Annotated in this window: 17 protein-coding genes, 1 rRNA gene, 1 pseudogene and 1 riboswitch; of the genes and pseudogenes, 5 read left to right on the top strand and 14 right to left on the bottom strand. The window is 70.5% G+C overall.

Going from position 1 to position 21,705, the window contains the following annotated elements; all coding sequences use genetic code 11:
- Positions 1-220 precede the first annotated feature (220 nt).
- On the top strand, positions 221-1,045 hold the full coding sequence (locus ACZ7LY_RS24865) for a PhzF family phenazine biosynthesis protein (RefSeq protein ID WP_471626901.1): 825 nt from the start codon (positions 221-223) through the stop codon (positions 1,043-1,045).
- A 13-nt stretch (positions 1,046-1,058) separates the two neighbouring features.
- On the opposite strand, the gene ACZ7LY_RS24860 is transcribed toward ACZ7LY_RS24865, so the two are convergent.
- The gene (locus tag ACZ7LY_RS24860; protein ID WP_471626900.1) at positions 1,059-1,859 is read right to left on the bottom strand and encodes a CPBP family intramembrane glutamic endopeptidase; all 801 of its coding nucleotides are present in this window, start codon (positions 1,857-1,859) and stop codon (positions 1,059-1,061) included.
- Between the two features lie 189 nt (positions 1,860-2,048).
- Between ACZ7LY_RS24860 and ACZ7LY_RS24855 the strand changes: the two genes are divergently transcribed.
- A complete protein-coding gene (locus ACZ7LY_RS24855) occupies positions 2,049-3,821 on the top strand; it encodes a substrate-binding and VWA domain-containing protein (RefSeq protein ID WP_471626899.1) in 1,773 nt (590 codons plus the stop codon).
- A 7-nt stretch (positions 3,822-3,828) separates the two neighbouring features.
- On the opposite strand, the gene ACZ7LY_RS24850 is transcribed toward ACZ7LY_RS24855, so the two are convergent.
- Positions 3,829-5,349: a glutamate-cysteine ligase family protein gene (locus tag ACZ7LY_RS24850; protein WP_471626898.1), complete on the bottom strand. Its 1,521-nt coding sequence runs from the start codon at positions 5,347-5,349 to the stop codon at positions 3,829-3,831.
- Between the two features lie 528 nt (positions 5,350-5,877).
- On the opposite strand from ACZ7LY_RS24850, the gene ACZ7LY_RS24845 reads away from it, so the two are divergent.
- The gene (locus tag ACZ7LY_RS24845) at positions 5,878-6,459 is read left to right on the top strand and encodes a hypothetical protein (RefSeq protein ID WP_471626897.1); all 582 of its coding nucleotides are present in this window, start codon (positions 5,878-5,880) and stop codon (positions 6,457-6,459) included.
- 418 nt (positions 6,460-6,877) lie between these two features.
- Positions 6,878-7,078 (top strand): DUF5999 family protein, encoded by a 201-nt coding sequence (locus ACZ7LY_RS24840; RefSeq protein ID WP_471626976.1) that lies wholly within the window; start codon positions 6,878-6,880, stop codon positions 7,076-7,078.
- Between the two features lie 232 nt (positions 7,079-7,310).
- Here ACZ7LY_RS24840 and gcvP read toward each other — a convergent pair whose 3' ends face one another.
- Complete coding sequence (gene gcvP / locus ACZ7LY_RS24835; protein ID WP_471626896.1) at positions 7,311-10,196, bottom strand: aminomethyl-transferring glycine dehydrogenase; 2,886 nt, start codon at positions 10,194-10,196, stop codon at positions 7,311-7,313.
- Between the two features lie 185 nt (positions 10,197-10,381).
- A riboswitch (glycine riboswitch) is annotated at positions 10,382-10,477 on the bottom strand.
- A gap of 114 nt (positions 10,478-10,591) precedes the next feature.
- On the opposite strand from gcvP, the gene ACZ7LY_RS24830 reads away from it, so the two are divergent.
- On the top strand, positions 10,592-10,972 hold the full coding sequence (locus ACZ7LY_RS24830; RefSeq protein WP_471626895.1) for a PRC-barrel domain-containing protein: 381 nt from the start codon (positions 10,592-10,594) through the stop codon (positions 10,970-10,972).
- A gap of 795 nt (positions 10,973-11,767) precedes the next feature.
- On the opposite strand, the pseudogene ACZ7LY_RS24825 reads toward ACZ7LY_RS24830, so the two are convergent.
- From ACZ7LY_RS24825 to rrf, 11 genes and pseudogenes are all read right to left on the bottom strand, one after another.
- Positions 11,768-12,862: pseudogene (locus ACZ7LY_RS24825) on the bottom strand (DNA polymerase IV); the annotation flags it as partial.
- Between the two features lie 46 nt (positions 12,863-12,908).
- The gene (locus ACZ7LY_RS24820) at positions 12,909-13,529 is read right to left on the bottom strand and encodes a MerR family transcriptional regulator (RefSeq protein WP_471626894.1); all 621 of its coding nucleotides are present in this window, start codon (positions 13,527-13,529) and stop codon (positions 12,909-12,911) included.
- Between the two features lie 178 nt (positions 13,530-13,707).
- Positions 13,708-14,181, bottom strand: a complete 474-nt coding sequence (locus tag ACZ7LY_RS24815) for a bifunctional nuclease family protein (RefSeq protein WP_471626893.1) — start codon at positions 14,179-14,181, stop codon at positions 13,708-13,710.
- A gap of 86 nt (positions 14,182-14,267) precedes the next feature.
- Entirely contained in the window at positions 14,268-14,999 is a 732-nt protein-coding gene (ftsR, locus tag ACZ7LY_RS24810; protein ID WP_471626892.1) for a transcriptional regulator FtsR, read from the bottom strand.
- 27 nt (positions 15,000-15,026) lie between these two features.
- The gene (locus tag ACZ7LY_RS24805; protein WP_471626975.1) at positions 15,027-15,971 is read right to left on the bottom strand and encodes an FHA domain-containing protein; all 945 of its coding nucleotides are present in this window, start codon (positions 15,969-15,971) and stop codon (positions 15,027-15,029) included.
- A gap of 82 nt (positions 15,972-16,053) precedes the next feature.
- Positions 16,054-16,950: a DUF881 domain-containing protein gene (locus ACZ7LY_RS24800; RefSeq protein ID WP_471626891.1), complete on the bottom strand. Its 897-nt coding sequence runs from the start codon at positions 16,948-16,950 to the stop codon at positions 16,054-16,056.
- A gap of 5 nt (positions 16,951-16,955) precedes the next feature.
- On the bottom strand, positions 16,956-17,288 hold the full coding sequence (locus ACZ7LY_RS24795) for a small basic family protein (RefSeq protein ID WP_008749169.1): 333 nt from the start codon (positions 17,286-17,288) through the stop codon (positions 16,956-16,958).
- Positions 17,285-18,190, bottom strand: a complete 906-nt coding sequence (locus tag ACZ7LY_RS24790) for a DUF881 domain-containing protein (RefSeq protein ID WP_471626890.1) — start codon at positions 18,188-18,190, stop codon at positions 17,285-17,287. The genes ACZ7LY_RS24795 and ACZ7LY_RS24790 overlap by 4 nt, the downstream gene beginning before the upstream one ends.
- A gap of 87 nt (positions 18,191-18,277) precedes the next feature.
- On the bottom strand, positions 18,278-20,773 hold the full coding sequence (locus tag ACZ7LY_RS24785; protein ID WP_471626889.1) for a sugar phosphate nucleotidyltransferase: 2,496 nt from the start codon (positions 20,771-20,773) through the stop codon (positions 18,278-18,280).
- A gap of 116 nt (positions 20,774-20,889) precedes the next feature.
- Positions 20,890-21,498, bottom strand: coding sequence for a CDP-alcohol phosphatidyltransferase family protein (locus ACZ7LY_RS24780; protein WP_471626888.1), 609 nt, complete (start codon positions 21,496-21,498; stop codon positions 20,890-20,892).
- A gap of 140 nt (positions 21,499-21,638) precedes the next feature.
- A 5S ribosomal RNA gene (gene rrf / locus ACZ7LY_RS24775) occupies positions 21,639-21,705 on the bottom strand; the annotation flags it as partial.

Raw genomic sequence — 21,705 nt, 5'->3', positions numbered from 1 at the left:
CCGAACCTCTACGGCCCGGATCTCCTCGACCCGGCCAAGGTCAGGTAGAGGCGTCGGGCGGGACCGCGACCAACAGATCGACGACGTACACCTCTTCGACCTCACCGGACGAACAAAGCACCCTGAGCCGCGCGGACCACCGACGCCCGCGCCCGCGCCAAGGCCAGTCACCCCGGATTGGCCTTGGCGCGGGCGCCGGCCCGGCCCCTACCGTTCCGGCATGCGTATCCGTGTCGTAGACGCCTTCACCGACCGCCCCTTCGCCGGCAACCCGGCCGGCGTACTGCTCCTCGACGCCTACCCCACCGACGCCTTCCCGGACGACTCCTGGCTCCAAAGCGTCGCCGCCGAGATGAACCACGCCGAGACCGCGTTCGCCCGCCCCCTTCCGCCGGGCGGCGACGCGGACTGGGAGCTGCGCTGGTTCACGCCGACGACGGAAGTCGACATGTGCGGCCACGCGACGCTGGCCACCGCCCACGTCCTGCGCACGACGGGCGCCGCCGATGGCCCCGTACGGTTCTCGACGCGCGGCGGGCTGCTCGTCGCGGAGCCGGGGCCGGGCCGCGCGATCACCCTGGACTTTCCGACCGCGCCGCTCACCGAGGAACCCGCACCGCAGGGGCTCGTGCAGGTGCTCGGGGCCGCGCCGCTGTGCGCGTACGACACCGGGGAGGCCATCGGCGACCTGCTGGTCGAACTGGCGGACGAGCAGACCGTACGGGGGCTCGCGCCGGACCTGCGGGCGCTGGCCGCCCTGTCCGAGCGGGGGATCATCGCCACGGCGCGCGCGGCGGACCCGGCGCGCGGGTACGACTTCGTCTCGCGGTGCTTCTTCCCCCGGGTCGGCATCGACGAGGACCCCGTGACGGGCAGCGCCCACACCGCGCTCGCCCCCTTCTGGGGCCCGCGTCTGGGCCGCGCCGATCTCACCGGCCTCCAGGCGTCAGCCCGCACCGGCCTCGTCCGCGTCGGCCTGCGCGGCGCCCGCACCCTGCTCACCGGCGACGCGGTCACCGTGCTCGACGGGGAGCTTGCGGTGTGAGGGCGCCGCGCGTTCAGGGGGTCGGCAGCCAGCCCACCTTCCCGGCGAGCAGGGCGTATCCGACGAACGCGCCGATGTCGAGCAGGGTGTGCGCGACGACGAGCGGGCCGACGCGCCCCCAGCGCCGGTAGAGGAAGACGAAGACGACGCCCATCACCAGGTTGCCGAAGAAACCGCCGATGCCCTGGTAGAGGTGGTACGAGCCGCGCAGCACGGACGACGCGACGAGCGCCGTCCCCGGCGACCAGCCCAACTGGCCGAGCCTGCGCAGCAGATAGCCGACGACGATGACCTCCTCCAGCACCGCGTTCTGCGCGGCGGAGAGGATCAGCACCGGGAACTTCCACCACACGTCGGGCAGCGCCTCGGGCACGACGGTGAGGTTGAAGCCGAGGCCGCGCGCGGCGAGGTAGAAGGCGATGCCGGTGCTGCCGATGCACGCGGCCACCAGCGCCCCGCGCCCGGTGTCGGACCACGGCCGGGCGCGGTCGAAGCCGATCGTGCGCAGGCTTCCGCCCTCCCGCAGCAGGAAGTGCGCGACGAGCGCCACGGGCACGAGCGCGCTGGCGATCCCGAACAATTGCCACGCGAGATCCAGCCACGGACGCCCCGGCGCCGCCGAGGCGTTGAGGGTGGCGGCCTGGTCCTTGAGACCGCCCGGTTTGGTGACCGACCCGACAAAGCTGATCAGGGCGGATACTCCGCTCGCACCGAGCGAAAGCGCCAGGACGAGCACCGTCTCGTCCCGCAGAATCCGCCGCGAGGACCGCTCTTCGGGAAAAGATCCGGCCACGGACCCCGTCTCCACCTGCACAGTTGACTCCAGTTCAGTAATCGCGCCGCATCCCTCACGCCGCCCCGCTAGGGTCTCGAATGCAGGTACGAAGATCGCGCGCGACAGGCCGAGGGGGACGGGCGCCGCAGACTGCCGCACCGCAGCCCTCTCTTGCTTCACCGCTTATATCGCAACTGCCTTTATGGCTCAGGGAGGGGCACCACCGCCATGGGACGTCACAGCAGCATGCCCGACGGGTACGGGACGGCCGAGGCCGACCCACGACCCCGGTCGCGGGGGCGGACGGTGGCCATCGCGACGGCCCTCGTGCTCGTCGTCGCCGCCGGTACGGCCCTCGCGGTCCGCGGCGACCTCCTCGGCCTCGGCAGCGGCTGCGGCGACCCGGTGCGCATCGGCGTGGTCGCCTCCCCCGACGTGGCGCCCGCGCTGGCCGACGCCGCCGACCACTCCAGGAAGGAGCAGCTCACGACGGACGGCCGCTGCCTCGACGTGACGGTCACGGCCCGCGACTCCTACAAGGTCGCGGAGTCGTTGCGCACCGGCACGAGCACGCCCGACTACCAGGTGTGGGTGCCGGACTCGAACCTGTGGCTCCAGCGCGTCGCGCAGAACTCCAAGGCCACCAAGGTCAAGGCGGCGGGCAACATCGCCTCCTCCCCCATCGGCGTCGGCATGGTGCCCGCGGCCGCGAAGCAGTTCGGCTGGCCCCGCAAGACGTACTCCTGGACGGAGCTGACCGGCGCCGCCACGCAGGACGACAAGCTGCGCCTGGGCGCCGCCGACCCGTCCCGCAGCGCGACCGGCCTGCTGGCGCTGACGAAGCTGGCGTCCGCCGCGAAGGACTCCGGCGACAAGCAGGGCACCCAGGCGGCGGCCATGGCGAAGGTCCTCTCGCAGCGCACCTCGGACACGGACGGCCAGCTCCTGGACACCGTGGCCCGCGACTCCTCCGGCACCGAGCAGGGCAATCCGCGCCGCAACCAGGCGCTGGTCCTGTCCGAGCAGGCCGCGTTCACGCACAACGAGGACGCGGAGGACGGCGGCGCGCTCGACCTCTTCTACCCGAAGGACGGCTCCCCGCAGCTCGACTACCCGCTCTCCCTGGTCGACGAGTCGCGCCTGTCGACCGCGCAGAGCCGGGCCGCCGTCCGCTTCATGACGCTGCTCGGCGCGCCCGAGGGCCGTTCGATCCTGCGCGAGCACGGCTTCCGTACGGACGGCGACGCCTCGCCCGGGGCCGTCGCCGAGCAGGCGGGCGCCCGCTCCCCGCAGCCGTACGCGGAACCGACGGCCGCGCCGCCCAGCCAGGAGCAGGTCGAGGAGACCCTCGGCATGTGGACGATCACCGTGCAGAGCGCCCGTATCTCCACGGTGGTGGACGCGTCGGCGTCGATGGCGAACCCGGTGCCGGGGCGTGGGGAGTCCCGTATGGAGGTCACCAAGGCGTCGATGCTGGCGGCCCTGTCGACGTTCACGCCCGAGGACGAGATCGGGCTGTGGGAGTTCGCCACACACTTGGACGGCGACCGCGACTACAAGAAGCTCGTGCCGACCGAGCGTCTCGGCGACCGCAAGGGCGCCGGCACCCAGCGCGACCGCCTGTCCGCCGCGTTCAGCTCGCTCCAGCCGGTGCCCGGCGGCGCGACGGGCCTGTACGACACGACCCTCGCCGCCTACCGGGAGGCCGTCTCCTCCTACCGCGACGGCAAGTTCAACGCGCTAGTCGTCGTCACCGACGGCGTCAACGAGGACCCGGGCTCGATCTCCCGCAGCAGTCTCGTCTCCCAGCTCGAAGACCTCTCCGACGCGGAGCACCCGGTGCCGATCATCGCCATCGCGGTGGGCCCGGACACCGACAAGGACGAGATCGAGCAGCTCGCGGCGGCCACCGGCGGCTCCGGCCACCAGGTCACCGACCCGGCCGACATCCAGGAGGTCATCCTGAAGGCCATCATCGAGGCGGGCGCCAAGAGCTCCTGACCGCCGGTCAGCCGAGCGGCACGGCCGGTTCGGGCAGCCCCACGGGCCACTGGTGCACGGGCTCGCCGACATGACTCAGCTCGCAGTACCTGCGGGTCGTCGCCGCGAGCGCCGCGTCCCGGGCGAGCCCGCTCTCCCTGGCCCGGTGATAGGTGGCGGCCTGCCAGGACGCGCCGTTCACCCGCAGCCGGCAGCGCTCCTCGATGACGCCGAGGTACAGGTCGCGGTCGGCGGGCTCGACTCCCCACGCGTCGAGCCCGGCGGCGGCCAGCGGCAGCAGCTCGTCCCGTACGAGGGCGACCGCCGGCACCTGTTCCGTGCCGCCGAACCGGCCCCGGCGCGGCCACTCCAGGCGCGCGTCGATCCCGTACCGGCACGCGGCGTCGAAGTTGCGGGACGCCGCGTCGAAGGAGAGCCGCGACCACACGGGCCGGGAGTCCTCGGCCAGCGCCCGTACGACGCCGTAGTAGAAGGCCGTGTTGGCGATGACGTCGATGACGGTGGGACCGGCGGGCAGCACCCGGTTCTCCACACGCAGGTGCGGGACCCCGTCGGCGATCCCGTACACGGGCCGGTTCCAGCGGTAGACCGTGCCGTTGTGCAGCACGAGTTCGGCGAGGCTCGGCACACCGCCCGCGTCCAGGACCTTCAGCGGGCTCTCGTCGTCGACGATGGGCAGCAGCGGCGGGAAGTAGCGCAGGTTCTCCTCGAAGAGGTCGTACGCCGAATCGATCCACCGCTCCCCGAACCAGGTGCGCGGACGCACGCCCTGCGCGGCGATCTCCGGCGCACGCGTGTCCGTGGACTGCTGGAACAGCGGGGGCCGCGACTCACGCCACAGCTCACGCCCGAACAGGAACGGCGAGTTGGCGCCGAGCGCTATCTGTACGCCGGCGACGGCCTGCGCCGCGTTCCACACATCGGCGAACCGGGCGGGGGTGACCTGAAGGTGCAACTGCACGGACGTACAGGCCGCTTCGGGCGCGATGGAGGAAGACGTGCAGGTCAGCCGCTCGACGCCGTCGATGTCGAGCTGGAAGTCCTCGCCGCGCGCGGCGACGATCTGGTCGTTGAGCAACGTGTACCGATCGACAGCGGAGAGGTTCGCGGAGACGAGATCGTCCGCGCCGAGCGTGGGCAGAATTCCGATCATCACGATTCCCGCGTCGACCTCGTTGGCCTTGCGGTGCGCATAGCCGAGACCGGTGCGCAACTCCTCGGCGAGCTGGTCGAGAACGCGGCCGCCCAGCCGGTGCGGGGCAATGTTCACTTCAAGGTTGAACATGGCGAGTTCGGTCTGGAAATCCCGGCTCGCGATGCGCTCCAGAACTTCCGCATTCATCATTCTCGGGGTGCCGTCGGGGCCGCAGAGATTCAGCTCGATCTCCAGCCCCATGAGATTCTTAGCCCGGTCGAACCGCTTCTCCTCCAGCAGCCTCCCGAGCCCCGTCAGGCACTCGTCGAGCTTGTGGCGGTAGCGCCGCCGGTCGCCCAGATCAAAGGCGCCCGCATCGACCTTCTCCCCCATGGAAGCGTCCTTCCTCGCGTGGGCAGCCCGCTGATCCGGCCGCGTGTCACGGTGGATGATGCCCAGGCGATGTGATCGATAACGCCCCGCGCGGGCCCGCGGAGCAGTACGCTCCCAGCAGTTACCCCGCGGCACATTCCTTAGGCATGCGGCCCGCCGCAGATTCACCGGCCGGAAGCCTGGTGAAAAACGCCGATCGGAATCGGCCGACCGGCCCGGTGGAAAGGCCGAGGTCACCCGAGTGGGTTCCCCGGTAAATAGGAAGCAAACCCACAAATCACCGCTGCCACGACGGCCGAAGAACGCCTTGCCAGGTGTATCCGGCGCCCATCCGGAAACACGGATGGAACATACGTCGTATAAACTCCGCGGACGAGACAGAGTGTCGGCGCCCGCGGCCGAGGCCCCCGCCCCCTCTGCCCCGCGCACTTTCCTCGCGCACCTATGCGCACCCGCAGCAGACAGCGCCGTCCGCTCGCTCCGCACCGCCCCGTTCCACGTGCCTGTCCACACGAGAGGCGACCCACCATGCCCCTGCATGTCCCGCCGGCTCCCGCGCCCGCCCTGCGCAGTGTCCTCACGGCCCTCGGTTCCCCCACCGCCGTCCGCGAGGCACGCACCCCGTCGCTGCGCTCCGCGGCCTCCGCCCGCCCCGAACTCCCGCTGCCGGTCCACGTCCTGGACCGCATCACCGACGCCACAGGCCAGGCCCGCGCGCGGCTCAGCGGCTGGCGGTTCCTGATCCGCTGCGACGACCGCTCCCTGGCCGCCGCCGACACCCTGCTCACCGCGGACGGCTGGGCGTTCTCGCACTTCTTCGAGGGTCCCTACGTCACCTCCACCGAGCGCGCGCTGCGCCAGGCGGAGGCCCTGCCGAAGACCTACCAGCCGCGCCTGCTGTCGGTGCCGGAGCTGTACATGCTCACCCTGTGGCTGCACGGCGACCCCGCGGCGGACGCCGGCGAGGGCCGGCCGGCCGCCGACGACATCCTCGTCCCGCTCGCTCCCGCGCCGCCCGGCATCGCCGCGTACCGCCCGCACCGCGTGGCGGACCTGCTGCCGGTCCTGACCCACCGCCTCACCCCGCCGCCGGCGACCCTCATCGCCTGACGCGACCGGAAGCACCACCCGCCCTGTGCCCCGCGCCGCCCGCCGTCCGGTCGCGGGGCACAGCCCTGCCCGCGCCCGCGCCGCGCGCACCCGGGAGGACTAGCCCGCACGGGCCACCCCGAACCATCCGAAGAGGCCGTGCAGTTGACCTGAACCGCCCGCAAGAGTGATGCGTCTAGCTCCAGTGAGGACCGCTGCTACGAAATACCTGCGGAACGACTCCCGCGGGGCAACACTGGGTTCCGACCGAATGAATCGGGGGGCGGCCATGAACGAGCCTTCAAGCCGCGGCAAGCAGAACACGACGCACACGACGACCACCACACACCCGACGAGCACCACGAGCGCCACGAGCACCGTCAAGCACCACGGCCAAGCCGACGTCATCGAGATCACTTCGCAGCGAAAGATCCCCTCCATGTGCCAGCACCAGCCTTCGTGCCCCTCAGCCGACTCCGCGGACCGCGAGGCCGCGCTCCCCGTGGCTCACCACCCGGAGCAGGGCTGGAGCCTGCTGTGCAACGGCGTCCTCCTCTTCGAGGACACCGGCGAACTGCTGCCCAACGGAACGATCATCGCCCCCCACCGCCCCCTCTCCCGAGTAGTAACAGCAGCCTGACGCCTGCAAACCCCGAGAGGACAAGCGCCCCGACAGGGGCGCGGGGAACTGCGCGCTCAGCCCCAACGCACCCGCACGAACCCCGAATCCCCAGGGGGCAAGCCCCGATAGGGGCGCGAGGAACTGCGCGCTCAGCCCCAACGCACCCGCACGAACCCCCACCCCCGGGGGGCACCCCCAAAAAAGGACACGGGCCCCTCCGAAGAGAGACCCGCACCTTAAAACCCGCCAACTACCCCTCGTACGCATCCAACGGCGGACAAGAACAAACAAGGTTCCGATCCCCGAACGCCTGATCGATCCGACGAACCGGTGGCCAGTACTTGTCGGCCACAGACACCCCCGCAGGGAAGACCCCCTCGCCCCGCGAGTAGGCGTGCTCCCACTCCCCGCCGAGCATCCCGGCCGTGTGCGGAGCATTCCGCAGCGGGTTGTCCTCCGCGGGCCAGACCCCGGACGCGACCTTCTCGATCTCCCCGCGGATAGCGATCATCGCGTCGCAGAACCGGTCCAGCTCGACGATGTCCTCGCTCTCCGTCGGCTCGATCATCAGCGTCCCGGCCACGGGGAACGACATGGTCGGCGCGTGGAAACCGTAGTCGATGAGCCGCTTGGCGATGTCGTCGACGCTGACCCCGGTCGCCTTGCTGATCGGCCGCAGGTCGATGATGCACTCGTGCGCGACGAGCCCGCCGGGCCCGGTGTACAGCACGGGGAAGTGCGGCTCCAGGCGCTTGGCGATGTAGTTCGCGGAGAGCACCGCGACCTGCGTCGCCCGCTTCAGCCCCTCGCCGCCCATGAGACGCACGTACGCCCAGGAGATCGGCAGGATGCCCGCGGAACCCCACGGCGCCGCCGAGATCGGGCCGACGCCCGTCTCGGGACCGGCGGCCGGCTGCAACGGGTGGTTGGGCAGGTACGGCGCGAGGTGCGCGCGCACACCGACCGGACCGACGCCCGGGCCGCCGCCGCCGTGCGGGATGCAGAACGTCTTGTGCAGGTTGAGGTGCGAGACGTCCCCGCCGAAGCGGCCCGGCTTGGCGAGACCCACCAGCGCGTTCAGGTTCGCGCCGTCCACGTAGACCTGGCCGCCCGCGTCGTGCACCGCGGCGCAGATGTCGGCGACGTGCTCCTCGAACACACCGTGCGTCGAGGGGTACGTGATCATGAGTACGGCCAGCTCGTCGGCGTACTGCTCGATCTTCGCGCGCAGGTCCGCGATGTCGACCTCACCGTCGTCGGCGGTCTTGACGACGACGACCTTCATGCCGGCCATCACAGCGCTCGCCGCGTTGGTGCCGTGCGCGGAGGACGGGATGAGGCAGACGGTGCGCTGCTCGTCGCCGTTGGCGCGGTGGTAGCCGCGGACCGCGAGGAGCCCGGCCAGCTCGCCCTGCGAACCGGCGTTCGGCTGGAGGGAGACCTTGTCGTAGCCGGTGACCTCGGCGAGACGTTCCTCCAGCTCGCGGATGAGCGTCAGATAGCCCTCGGCCTGCTCGGCGGGCACGAACGGGTGGAGCTGACCGAACTCGGGCCAGGTCACCGGCTCCATCTCGGTCGTCGCGTTCAGCTTCATCGTGCAGGAGCCGAGCGGGATCATGCCCCGGTCGAGCGCGTAGTCGCGGTCGGCGAGCTTGCGCAGGTAGCGCAGCATCGCGGTCTCGGAGCGGTGCTGGTGGAACACCGGGTGCGCCAGGTACTCGTCCTCGCGCAGCAGGCCGGCCGGAAGGGCGTCGACGGCCTCGGCGTCCAGCGCCTCGATGTCGGCCTCGACTCCGAACGCGCTCCACACGGCGGCGAGCTGCGCGCGGTTCGTCGTCTCGTCGCAGGCGACGGAGACGTGGTCGGCGTCGACCAGGCGCAGGTTGACCCCGCCCTCGCGGGCCGCGTCCACGACAGCGGCGGCCTTGCCGGGCACGCGCACGGTGAGGGTGTCGAAGTACGAGCCGTGCACGACCTCGACTCCGCCCGCGGTGAGACCGGCGGCGAGAACGGTCGCGTAGCGGTGGGTGCGGCGGGCGATCGTCTTCAGGCCCTCGGGCCCGTGGTAGACGGCGTACATGCCGGCCATGACGGCGAGCAGCACCTGCGCGGTGCAGATGTTGCTGGTGGCCTTCTCGCGGCGGATGTGCTGCTCACGGGTCTGGAGCGCGAGCCGGTACGCCTTGTTGCCGTCGGCGTCGACGGAGACGCCGACCAGGCGGCCGGGCAGCGAGCGGGCGAACTTCTCGCGGACCGCCATGTAGCCGGCGTGCGGGCCGCCGAAGCCCATGGGCACGCCGAAGCGCTGGGTGGTGCCGACGGCGATGTCCGCGCCCAGCTCGCCGGGCGAGGTGAGCAGCGTGAGGGCGAGCAGGTCGGCGGCGACGGTGACGATCGCGCCCATCTCGTGCGCCTGGTCGATGACGGGCTTGATGTCCCGCACGGCACCGGAGGCGCCGGGGTACTGCACGAGGACGCCGACGACACCGCGCTCGGCGACCTCGGCGGGGATGCCCGCGCTGAGGTCGGCGACGACGATCTCGACGCCGGTCGGCTCGGCGCGGGTCTGGATCACGGCGATGGTCTGGGGCAGGGCGTCGGCGTCGATGACGTACACGCCGTTCTTGACCTTGCCGATGCGCCGGGACAGCGCCATGGCCTCGGCGGCGGCGGTGCCCTCGTCCAGCAGGGAGGCGCCGGAGGTGGGCAGGCCGGTCAGCTCGGCGACCATGGTCTGGAAGTTGAGCAGCGCCTCCAGGCGGCCCTGCGAGATCTCCGGCTGGTACGGCGTGTAGGCCGTGTACCAGGACGGGTTCTCCATGACGTTGCGCAGGATGACCGGCGGGGTGAACGTGCCGTAGTAGCCGAGGCCGATCATCGAGCCGAGTACCTGGTTGCGGTCGGCGAGCGAACGCAGCTCGGCCAGGACCTCGGCCTCGGTCCGCGCGCCGGGCAGGTCGAGCGCCTCGGCGCTCTTGATGACGTCCGGCACCGCGGCGGCCGTCAGCTCGTCGAGCGAGCCGTAGCCGACCTGCGCGAGCATCTTGGCCTGCGCGGCGTCGTCCGGGCCGATGTGGCGCTGCTCGAAGGGGATTCCCTGCTCCAACTCGGAGAGCGGAATGCGATGGGCGGTCATGACGGGGGCCTCCTGGTCATTGCGACCTACGAGGGGCACCACGGCGCGGGTGCCCGGACGGCCTCCCCCTCTGTCATCTCAACCTGAGAGCTTCACCGGCCCGGCCCGCGCTCCCACGGGGCATGCCGGTTTTCACCGTCGGTGAGAGCGGAAAACGTGCGCCCCGCCCTGCTTTCCAGAGTGACCTCGTCCGTGCGGTACGGGTGCCTGAGAGATTCCGGGGAGGATTTGCTCCTTCGGCGCCCCCGACGACTGTCCGGGGACTCTCCCGCACGGGGTCAGCAGCCGTCTGCCAGCCTACCAGCGGCTACTTGGCCGAGGGGTTCGAGTGGCCGCCTTCCTCATTGTGCTCTTTCGTAGTGTTTACACATGAGTTGCGATCAGTTGGAGGCACCGTGCAGACCGATGTCGATCCGCGCAATCTGATCGGCCGCAAGGCTTTCGACCGCACCGGGGCCCGGATCGGCACGATCGACGAGGTGTACCTCGACGACGCCACCGGAGTCCCCGAATGGGCGGCCGTACGGACGGGTCTGTTCAGCCGGGACGCCTTCGTGCCCCTGGAGCCGAGCGAACTGGTCGACGGCACCCTCCGCGTCCCCTTCGACCGCGCCCTGATCAAGGACGCCCCGGACTTCGGCGTGGGCCGCCACCTCTCCCCCGAGCAGGAACTCCAGCTCTACCACCACTACGGACTGGACGTCACCGCGCCGCCGGCCCCGGACGACCTGACCTTCGGCCGGACCGCCCGCCCCGAGGACGACCCCCGCCGCTGACCGGACCGCCCCTGGAACCACGCCCGCTCCCCCGCTCGGCGGAACTCCCGCCCGGCCGCTTCTCTACGGCATCTCGCTCCCCTGCGCTCATCCCGGACTCCCCGCCTCCTTCCTCGCCCCCGGCTCCCCGGCACTGCCCGCGCCCTCCTCCGCCGCGTCACCGGCCTCCGGCTCGACCGGCACCAACGGCAACGGCTCCGCCGGTTCCAGCAGCGGGTCGTCCACGGCGAAGGTCCGCACCCGCCCCGGCACCCGTGAGTACGGCGTCTCGAACCGCACCGTCACGCGTCCGAGCCCGCTGCCCTGCACCCACCCGGGCCCGAACTCCGCGTGCCGGATGTCATGGCCCGCCATCCAGCGCCGCTCAGCCCCCGACGCGCCCTGTGCGCCGGGCGCCACGACAGCCCCGGCCCCCGCCTGAGCCACCGCGCCCCCCGGCACGCCCGGCCCAACACCGGCCACGCCCGACACACCGGCCCCATCGGAGCCCCCGCCATCGCCGATACCACTGGCATCACCGCCACCGCCGGCCCCACCCGCACCACCGGCACTGCCGACACCGCTGGCTCCGCCCGCACCACCGGCTCCACCAGCTCCACCCGCACCACCGGCAGCACTAGGCCCGCCCGTATCCCCGGCACCCACCACCCCACGCACACCAATCCCGCCCCCATAACCCCCACCAGAGCCAGAGTCCCCCGCATCCCCCAGCACCCCCACCACGGCCCCCGCAACCCCCTCTGAGCCCTCCGCACCCCCACCCGTACTCCCCGCCCCCGGGCCCCCGGCAGTCGCCTCCTCGGCCCGCTCAGCCGCCGCCGCGGCCTGCGCGAACAGGTCCTCCTGGGTAAAGTCCGCGAGCCCGCTGACGCCGACGCCGAGCAGCCGGACGCCCCCGGTCGTGTCCACGGACTCCAGCAGCCGCGCCGCCGCCTCCCGCACCACCCCGGGGTCGTCGGTAGGCCCGCGCAGGGTCTCCGAACGGGTCAGCGTCGAGAAGTCGTACCGCCGCACCTTCAGGACTACGGTCCGTCCCGACCGCCCGGCTCCTCTGAGCCGCTCCACGCAGCGGTCGGCGAGCCGCTGCACCTCGGCCCGCACCCGCACCCGGTCGTGGATGTCGACGTCGTACGTGTCCTCGACGGACACCGACTTGGAGTCGCGCTCGGCGACCACGGGCCGGTCGTCGTGCGCCAGCGCCATCGCGTACAGGTGACTGCCGTGCGCCTTGCCCAGCAGCCGCACCAGCTCGTCCTCGCCCGCCTCCGCGATCTCCGCGACCGTGAGGATGCCGGCCCGCCGCAGATGGTCGCCGGTCGCGGGTCCCACGCCCGGCAGGATCCGCACGGACTTCGGCCCGAGCAGCGCCCGCTCGGTCCCCGGCGGTATCAGAAAGAGCCCGTCCGGCTTCGCCTCCTCCGAGGCGATCTTGGCGAGCATCTTGGAGGCGGCGAGCCCCACCGAACCGGTCAGCCCGGTCACCCGCCGGATGTCCTCCCGCAGCCGCACCCCCACCGCCCGCGCGGACTCCTCGTCCCAGGCGGTGCCCCCGGCCTCCAGATCGACGAACGCCTCGTCCAGGCTCAACGGCTCCACCAGCGGCGACAGCTCCCGCAGCAGCCCCATGACCTGCTCGCTGACCGCCTTGTACAGCCGGAATCTCGGCACCAGATACGCCGCGTTCGGAGCGAGCCGTCGCGCCTGCCCCATCGGCATCGCCGAATGCACCCCGAACACCCGCGCCTCGTACGACGCCGTGGCCACCACTCCGCGCGGTCCGAGCCCGCCGACGACGACCGCTTTCCCGCGCAGGCTCGGCTTGGACGCCTGCTCCGCCGAGGCGTAGAAGGCGTCCATGTCGAGATGCAGGATCGTCGGCGCGGTTCTCACATGTCCGATGCTGCCCTACGCCACTGACAACGGGACCTCAGCCACGTCACACGGCCCGGTTGCGCCGCCTGGCCAGCTCATCCTGGGGGTTGTGCCCGACCAGCGTCTCGCCGGTGTCGACGCGCTCGCCGTGCAACTGCGACAGGGCCGCCTCGACGTCCCGCCACACCACTCCGACGGCGATCCCGAAGATCCCCTGCCCGCCCTGGAGCAGATCGTGGACCTCGGCCGGCGACGTGCACTCGTAGACCGTGGCCCCATCGCTCATCAGCGTCATCCGCTCCAGGTCCCGGAACCCGCGCTCGCGCAGATGCTGCACGGCCGTCCGGATGTTCTGCAAGGAGACGCCGGTGTCCAGGAAACGCTTGACGACCTTCAGGACGACGACGTCCCGGAAGCTGTAGAGCCGCTGCGTCCCCGACCCGTACGCGGGCCGCACGCTCGGCTCGACCAGGCCCGTCCTGGCCCAGTAGTCCAGTTGGCGGTACGTGATCCCGGCCGCCGCGCACGCGGTCGGCCCCCGGTACCCGATCTGCTCGGACGTCGCGTCGCCCTCCGCCCCCGACCCCGCAGGCACGACCTGCGAGAGCTGCTGAGGGTGATCGGCCGCGCTGCCGTGAAACGAGTACGGTCCGCCCGTAGCCGTACCGTCGCCGCTGCTTCTCACGCCGACCTCCTCTTTGACCTGCCCTCTCGACGGTAGGCAGTCACAGGGGGTGCGTCAACGAACGCCACACTCGCCACGCCGAGTGATAATCACCCTACGAGTGGTTTCCCGTGTCCCACCGCGGGGAAAGGCTAGCCGAATGTGCCGCGGCGACCGCCGAATGGCGGCCGCCCGCTGATCACTGACTGTTGGTCCCGAAGTCCTCGGGTGAGATCTGGTCGAGGAACTCGCGGAACTTCTCCACCTCGTCCTCCTCCTCGTCCGGGATCGCGATGCCGGCGTCGTCCATGACCCCGTCACTGCCGAAGATCGGCGTGCCCGTGCGCAGCGCGAGCGCTATGGCGTCGGACGGGCGGGCACTGACCTCGACCCCGCTCGCGAACACCAGCTCCGCGTAGAACACGCCTTCTCGCAGGTCCGTGATCCGGACTTCGGTCAGCTCCTGACCGACCGCTTCCAGCACGTCCTTGAAAAGGTCGTGCGTCAGCGGCCTCGCGGGGGCCATGCCCTGCTGGGCGAAGGCAATGGCTGTCGCCTCCCCCGGTCCGATCCAGATGGGGAGGTAGCGGTCGCCTCCCACTTCACGCAGGAGCACGATCGGCTGGTTGGAGGGCATTTCGACCCGGACACCTACGACGTCGAGCTCGTTCACACAGCAACCCTAGGACGTGCCCGGCCGGTTTGGGTAGTCGGGCATGCTCCGCGGGCCGGGCCCACGGCGCTCGCCCGCCCCTGCGATCAGGGAAGACGCACCCCGAGAGCGGTCTGCACAAGTGCCGCGTGCAACCGCACGGTCAGCCCTGCCAGCTCCTTGGCGCGGGCCTGGGCGAGCGCCCGCGTCTGCGGATTGCGGTGCACCTTGAGGGGGGCGACGACGGAGTCCACGAGGCCGGCCTCCCGGTCGGCGGCGGCCCGCATGACCCGCAGATGACGCGGCTCGATGCCGAACCGGCCCAGATCGCCGATCAGCTCGGCCACCAGGACGGCCGACGCGTCGTAGCCGCCGTCCGGCAGCGCCGCGATCAGCCCGTAGGACTCCCACTCCACCAGCTCCGCCTCGTCGATCTCGGCGGCGGCGAGCAGTTCGTCGCGCCCGATCCGGGCGGCGGTGGGGCCGTCCTCGCCCTCATCGGCGGGGTCGCCCGGCCGCCCCGGCGCGGGGACGGGCAACGACTCGCCCCGCTCCAGAGCGTCGAGCTGCTCCTTGATCACCTTCAGCGGCAGGTAGTGGTCCCGCTGCATCCGCAGGACATGAGCCAGCCGCTCGACGTCCTCCGGACCGAACTTGCGGTAGCCGGAAGGCGTCCGCTGCGGCTCGACGAGCCCCTCGGACTCCAAGAACCTGATCTTGGAGATGGTCACCTCGGGAAACTCTTCGCGCAGCACGTTCAGAACGGTGCCGATGCTCATCTGTCGACTGTCCGCAGTGGCGGTGCCGCCCGCGGCACCGCCCCTCGGTGTGTGAAGCATGGACCTTCCTGACGGTTGGCTGACGGTTCAGATACCTCGCTGGCTCGCGTAGAACACCAGCCGGTACTTGCCGATCTGCACCTCGTCACCGTTGTTCAGCAGCACGGAGTCGATGCGCTCACGGTTGACGTACGTCCCGTTGAGGCTGCCGACGTCGGAGACCGTGAACGAGCCGTCCTGCTGGCGACGGAACTCCACATGGCGGCGCGAGACGGTCACGTCGTCCAGGAAGATGTCGCTCTGCGGGTGACGGCCCGCCGTGGTCAGATCGCCGTCCAGGAGGAAGCGGCTGCCCGAGTTCGGACCGCGCCGCACCACCAGGAGCGCCGAGCCCATCGGCAGCGCGTCCACCGCGGCCTGCGCCTCGGGCGACAGGGCCGGCAACTGCGTCTGGCCGGTGGCCTCCGGATCGTAGGACTCAAGACCGGAGATGGAGATCGTGGAGGTCGTCTCGGACGGGCCCTCCGCCGCGATCCCGCCCCGCAGCGGCGCACCGCAGTTGGAGCAGAAGCGGCTGTTCTCGCCGTTCCGGTTTCCGCACCTCGTACACACCAGGGCCGACATGGATGGATCACCCTCCTGCCGCGGCTGCCCCGCGGGGGCGTGGGACTCGTACGGGCCGGAACCAAACCCTCCACCCGTACGTGAGGTCGACGGTTCCCCGAAACCTATGCGGCCGGAACCGGCAGGGTCAACAGACGACGCGCCCTGTCCGCCCGAATTGTCTCCACCGACCTGGTCCCGGAACAGCGGGCGCTCGCCCACCTGCGTCTCCGGCACATCTCCCTGGCGCGACGCGCGGTGACGGTTGTCCTCACGCGCGCTCTTGCCGAACAACTTCGCAAACAACTTCACGGGCGATTCCCCTTGACCGAAACAGACCCGCCCGTGGGGCAGGACGAACCCTGACTGCACACATCGGCGTACCTCGCTGACACGGACATCCTCACAACGTCCGGGTCCGCGAAACAGTTTCCACCACGCACCCCGCCTACGGTGCGCCGACCCCCCGCAACCTCATGCCCTTGCACGACATCCCCCATACACCCTCGTCTCACTGCGAGGACGACCGAGCGTAGTCAGGCCGCTGCGCAGCTCGCAAGGCGTCCACGACGATCTTCTCCGACCGGCTGACAGCCACCGTGGCCTGCTCCTTCTCCAGCGTCTGCACCACACCTCCCGGGATGTTCAGGGCCGGTTCGAGGTCCTGCGGCTTGCCGATGACCTTGAAGCGGTACGGCTGGTTGATCTTGTGACCGTCGACGCTGACACCCTTGCCGCCGGTTCCGTCCGTGAGGTACGTGTTCGCCACGACCCGCACGCCGTTCACCTGGATCGCCTCGGCGCCGGCGGCCCGCAGCTCCTGGACCGCGTCGAGCAGCATGTCCGCCTGGACCGCCCCCTTCGTGTCCGTGACCGTCATGGTGATGCCGGGCCCCTGAGCGCCCACGGTGCCCGCGAGGATGCCGAGCTGCCGTTCCTTCTCGACCGTCTGCTTGCGCGCCTCCTTGGCCTGGTCCGAGCTGTTCTCCAACTCGGTGCGCTGGTCCTGGAGGCCCTGCTTCTCATCCTCTAGACGCTGAGTACGGTCGTCGAGTTCATCGAGGATGCGCACAAGATCTTCCTGACGCGCCCCGCGCAGCGAACTGTTGTCGCTGGTGGACCGCACCTGGATGGCGAGCCCGAGCCCCAGCCCGAACAGCAGCAGCGCGACGATGAGCTGCGCGCGCGAGAACCGCGGCGGCCACAGCCCCTTCACCAGCCGCTGACGCCCGGTCAACTGCGGCTGCCCGCCCGACTTCCCGCCCTGTTGCTCGGCGGCCGGCTCGGCGGGCTCCGCGGTCCGCTCCCCGGGCGCGATCTCAGCGGGCAGTTCCCTGCGCGCGCCCGGTGTGCCCTCGCCGGCCGCGTCCCGGCCGGTGTCCTTCGCGGTGTTGTCGTCCTCGCTCATCGGCCTCACGCCCGGAACACGTGCCGCCGGATGGCGGCGGCGTTGGAGAAGATGCGGATGCCGAGCACCACCACGACACCGGTCGACAACTGGGCGCCCACGCCCAGCTTGTCGCCCAGGAAGACGATGAGCGCGGCCACGACGACGTTGGACAGGAACGACACGACGAAGACCTTGTCGTCGAAGATCCCGTCCAGCATGGCGCGCAGCCCGCCGAACACCGCGTCGAGCGCCGCGACGACGGCGATCGGAAGGTAAGGCTCGACCACCGCCGGAACCTCGGGCCGGACGAACAGCCCGACCACCACTCCCACGACGAGGCCCAGTACGGCGATCACGATGTGCCCTTCTGCTCTGCTCTCGGCTGTGCTGTACGTACGATCACGCTGGGGGCGGCGGGAAGCCTCACGTCGTCCTGCGCCGCGATGCTGGTCCGGATCCCGAAGTTCTCCTTCAGGGCGTGCAGATACAGCCCGTCGGGGCTGTTCTGGAACCGGGTGCTCAGCCGCTGTCCGTCCCCCACCGCGAGCACCGTGTACGGCGGCACCAGCGGCTTGTTGTCGACCAGTATCGCGTCACCGGCGGCCCTGATCGCGGACAGTGCCGTCAGCCGCTGCCCGTTGATGCTGACGGCCTCGGCGCCTGACTGCCACAGCCCGTTGACGACGCGCTGCATGTCCCGATCACGCACCCGCCCGGTGTCGGAGAACCCGGCGCTCTCCCGCGGCCCGCTCCCGCCGCCGATCTCGGCGGACTTGGCGTCGTCGACGACGAGTTTGACGCCGGGACCGTGCACCGGGAGCGCCCCGGACAGGATGCCCACCAGCTCGCCCTGTTCACCGCCGTGCTTCTTGAGCGCCTGGCGCTGCATGGCACCGACGTCGGTACGCAGCGAGTCGACCTTGCCCTCAAGGGCGTCGGCGGTCTTGGTCTCCTGGTCGATACGGGCGATGAGTTCTTCGCGCTCCTTCGCCACGACCGGCGCCGCGACGCGGGCCTGCGCGGCCCCCACGGTCACGACGAGCGCGGCGAGCACGAGCCCGGCCGCGAGCCCCAGCTTGGCCCGCAGTGTCTTCGGCATCCCGCTCTGCCCCGCGGCCTTCTTACGGGCGGCGGCCTCCGCGTACCCGTCGTCGAGGCTGTGGTCCATCACGTTGGTCAGCAGCGACATCGACGCGTCGGGGCGCGCGGGGCGCTTGGGGGTGCTCCGAACGGGGGGCGGCTGCGGCATGCCGCACATCGTCGCATGTCGCGGCCACTGGCTCGAAATGGCCCCACCGGCGTGCCGGTCGGCGCCCGTTCGGGCGGCCGGCCGGCACGCGGAGGCTCAGCGTCCGGCGCTGTCCACGACGGCGGCCCACTCGTCGAGCAGCTGCTGCGCGGAGGAGTCGTCCGGTCCCTCGGCCCACAGGTGCGTGACGGCCTCGGCCGGGTCGGGCAGCACCATCACCCACCGCCCGTCCGCCTCGACGACGCGTACGCCGTCGGTGGTGTCCACGAACCGGTCTCCGGCCGCCTCGACGACGCGCCGCATGACGAGCCCCTTCACGGCCCACGGTGTGGCCAGGTCCCGCTTGTGGACGTGCGCCCGCGGGATCCGCGCGTCGATCTGGCTCAGCGTGAGCTGTGTACGAGCGACGAGCCCGATGAGCCGTACGAAGGCAGCGGCGCCGTCGAACACGCTGCTGAACTCGGGCACGATGAACCCGCCGCGCCCGTCACCGCCGAAGATGGTCCGCTCCTCGCGCCCGACCCGGGTCAGGTCGTCGGGCGAGGTGGTCGTCCATTCGACCTGCGTGCCGTGGTACGCGGCGACCTGCTCGGCGATCCGCGTGGTGGTCACGGGCAGCGCGACGCGCCCGCTGCGCCGCTCGGCGGCGACGAGGTCGAGCATGACGAGCAGCGCCCGGTCGTCCTCGACGATGCGGCCCTTCTCGTCCACGAGCGACAGCCGCTCACCGACCGGGTCGAACCGTACGCCGAAGGCCGCGCGCGCCGACGCCACGATCTCCCCGAGCCGCACGAGCCCCGAACGCCTGCTGTCGGCGGATTCGGTCGGCCGCGACTCGTCGAGCCCGGGGTTGATGGTCAGCGAGTCGACGCCGAGCCGCCCGAGCAGGCTGGGCAGCACGAGCCCGGCACTGCCGTTGGAGGCGTCCACGACGACCTTGAGCCCGGATTCCGCGATCCCGGTCGTGTCGAGGTTGCGCAGCAGCGACCCGGTGTACGAGTCGAAGACGCTGGACGGGAAGTGCAGATCGCCGATCTCGCCGGGGAACGCCCGCCGGTACTCCTGTCGCGCGTACACCCGGTCGAGCTTGCGCTGACTGCCCTGGGAGAGGTCGGCACCGCGCTCGTCGAAGAACATGATGTCGACGGAGTCCGGCACGCCGGGTGTCGTACGGATCATGATGCCGCCGGCGCTGCCTCGCGCGGTCTGCTGGCGCGCGACGGGCAGCGGCACGTTCTCCAGGTCGCGTACGTCGATGGCGCTGGCCTGGAGCGCCGAGATGACCGCCCGCTTGAGCGCGCGGGCGCCTCGGGAGTGGTCGCGGGCGGTGGTGACGGTCGAGCCCTTCTTCAGGGTCGTCGCGTAGGCGCCTGCGAGCCGTACGGCCAGTTCGGGGGTGATCTCGACGTTGAGGATGCCGGAGACGCCTCTCGCGCCGAACAGGTGGGCCTGCCCGCGGGACTCCCAGATCACCGAGGTGTTGACGAAGGCGCCGGCCTCGATGGTCTTGAACGGGTAGACCCGCACATTGCCCTGGATGATCGATTCTTCCCCGACCAGGCACTCGTCGCCGATGACGGCGCCGTCCTCGATCCGCGCGGCCTGCATGATGTCGGTGTTCTTGCCGATGACGCAGCCGCGCAGGTTGCTCTGCTGCCCGATGTAGACGTTGTCGTGGACGACGGCCTTGTGCAGGAAGGCACCGCTCTTGACGACGACGTTGGACCCGACGACGGTGTGCTCGCGGATCTCGACGCCGGCTTCGACCTTGGCGTAGTCACCGATGTAGAGCGGTCCGCGCAGTACGGCGTCGGGGTGCACCTCGGCGCCTTCGGCGACCCATACGCCGGGGGAGATCTCGAATCCGTCGAGTTCTACGTCGACCTTGCCTTCGAGGACGTCGGCCTGGGCCTTGACGTAGCTCTCGTGGGTGCCGACGTCTTCCCAGTAGCCCTCGGCGACGTAGCCGTAGATGGGCTTGCCTTCCTTCATGAGTTGCGGGAAGACGTCACCGGACCAGTCGACGGGCACATCGGCCTCGACGTAGTCGAAGACCTCGGGCTCCATGACGTAAATGCCGGTGTTGACGGTGTCCGAGAAGACCTGGCCCCAGGTCGGCTTCTCCAGGAAGCGCTCGACCTTTCCTTCCTCGTCGACGATCGTGATGCCGAATTCCAGCGGATTCGGTACGCGCGTCAGGCAGACGGTGACCAGCGCGCCCTTTTCCTTGTGGAAATTGATCAGCTCGGTGAGGTCGAAATCGGTCAGGGCGTCACCGGAGATGACGAGGAACGCGTCGTCCTTCAGCGCTTCCTCGGCGTTCTTCACACTGCCGGCGGTGCCGAGTGGCTTCTCCTCGTTGGCATAGGTGAGCTCCATTCCGAGCTCTTCGCCGTCACCGAAGTAGTTCTTGACGAGCGACGCCAGGAACTGGACGGTGACCACGGTTTCGTTGAGCCCATGCCGCTTGAGCAGCCTCAGCACATGCTCCATGATCGGCCTGTTGGCCACAGGCAGGAGCGGCTTGGGCATGCTCGAGGTCATGGGGCGAAGGCGTGTGCCTTCGCCTCCAGCCATCACGACGGCCTTCATGTCGGAAGCGTCCTCCTTGAACAGAGACGACGGTCTAGCCGACTTCGCTCGTCAGTAATGGCCCGCCGATGTCTTTACAGTGGGCCATCTGGCCTTACGTACGCCCAATGGCGAGCTCAATCGGCCTCGGAGTCCGCCTTGACAAGACGGCGGACCTGAACCACGTAGAGGATTCCTGCCCACCAGTACAGCGTTGTACCCCATCCGGCGAACGCCCATCCGAAAATAGCAGCAAGCTCGTGGAGCCAGCCACTTCCGTCGCTCAGAAGCAAGAGCGGGAAGGCGTACATGAGGTTGAACGTCGCTGCCTTGCCGAGGAAGTTCACCTGTGGGGGCGGGTACCCGTGACGGCGCAAGATACCCACCATCACGAGAAGAACCAGTTCCCGCGCGAGAAGTACGCCCGTCAACCAAAGCGGCAGAATCCCCCGCCACGTCAGTCCCAGGAGCGTGGACAGAATGTAGAGCCGGTCGGCGGCGGGGTCGAGAAGCCGGCCGAGGCTGCTGATCTGGTTCCAGCGCCGGGCGAGCTTGCCGTCGAGATAGTCGCTGACGCCGCTCAGCGCCAGCACCAGCAGCGCCCAGCCGTCGCTCTTGGGGCCGCCGAACTCCGGCCTGAGGATCAGCCACAGGAAGAGGGGTACGCCGACCAGACGCGCCATGCTGAGGATGTTCGGGATGGTGAGCACCCGGTCCGTCTGGACACGGGTCTCCTGGACCTCCACCCGGGGGCCTCCTGTGGGGAAACGAGCCAACAATGCCCCCTGACCCTACCCTCAGCTCCGAGGTACCCGGCGAGGGGGTAGGCCCTTGAACGCAAGAAAGCCCTGGACGGTTACCCGTCCAGGGCTTTCTCTCAACAATAGTTCGGCGGCGTCCTACTCTCCCACAGGGTCCCCCCTGCAGTACCATCGGCGCTGTGAGGCTTAGCT

It is taken from the genome of Streptomyces sp. NPDC107550 (assembly GCF_055639095.1).
Note: the sequence above shows the minus strand (reverse complement) of the source record. Positions and strands in the feature narration are given on the sequence as shown.

What these genes read in the sequence shown, in the direction of transcription:
- ACZ7LY_RS24865 (WP_471626901.1), top strand. Translation starts at nt 221, where the DNA reads ATGCGTATCCGTGTCGTAGACGCCTTCACCGACCGCCCCTTCGCCGGC.
- ACZ7LY_RS24855 (WP_471626899.1), top strand. Translation starts at nt 2,049, where the DNA reads ATGGGACGTCACAGCAGCATGCCCGACGGGTACGGGACGGCCGAGGCC.
- ACZ7LY_RS24850 (WP_471626898.1), bottom strand. Translation starts at nt 5,349, where the DNA reads ATGGGGGAGAAGGTCGATGCGGGCGCCTTTGATCTGGGCGACCGGCGG.
- ACZ7LY_RS24845 (WP_471626897.1), top strand. Translation starts at nt 5,878, where the DNA reads ATGCCCCTGCATGTCCCGCCGGCTCCCGCGCCCGCCCTGCGCAGTGTC.
- ACZ7LY_RS24840 (WP_471626976.1), top strand. Translation starts at nt 6,878, where the DNA reads ATGTGCCAGCACCAGCCTTCGTGCCCCTCAGCCGACTCCGCGGACCGC.
- gcvP (WP_471626896.1), bottom strand. Translation starts at nt 10,196, where the DNA reads ATGACCGCCCATCGCATTCCGCTCTCCGAGTTGGAGCAGGGAATCCCC.
- ftsR (WP_471626892.1), bottom strand. Translation starts at nt 14,999, where the DNA reads ATGCTTCACACACCGAGGGGCGGTGCCGCGGGCGGCACCGCCACTGCG.
- ACZ7LY_RS24800 (WP_471626891.1), bottom strand. Translation starts at nt 16,950, where the DNA reads ATGAGCGAGGACGACAACACCGCGAAGGACACCGGCCGGGACGCGGCC.
- ACZ7LY_RS24790 (WP_471626890.1), bottom strand. Translation starts at nt 18,190, where the DNA reads ATGTGCGGCATGCCGCAGCCGCCCCCCGTTCGGAGCACCCCCAAGCGC.
- ACZ7LY_RS24785 (WP_471626889.1), bottom strand. Translation starts at nt 20,773, where the DNA reads ATGAAGGCCGTCGTGATGGCTGGAGGCGAAGGCACACGCCTTCGCCCC.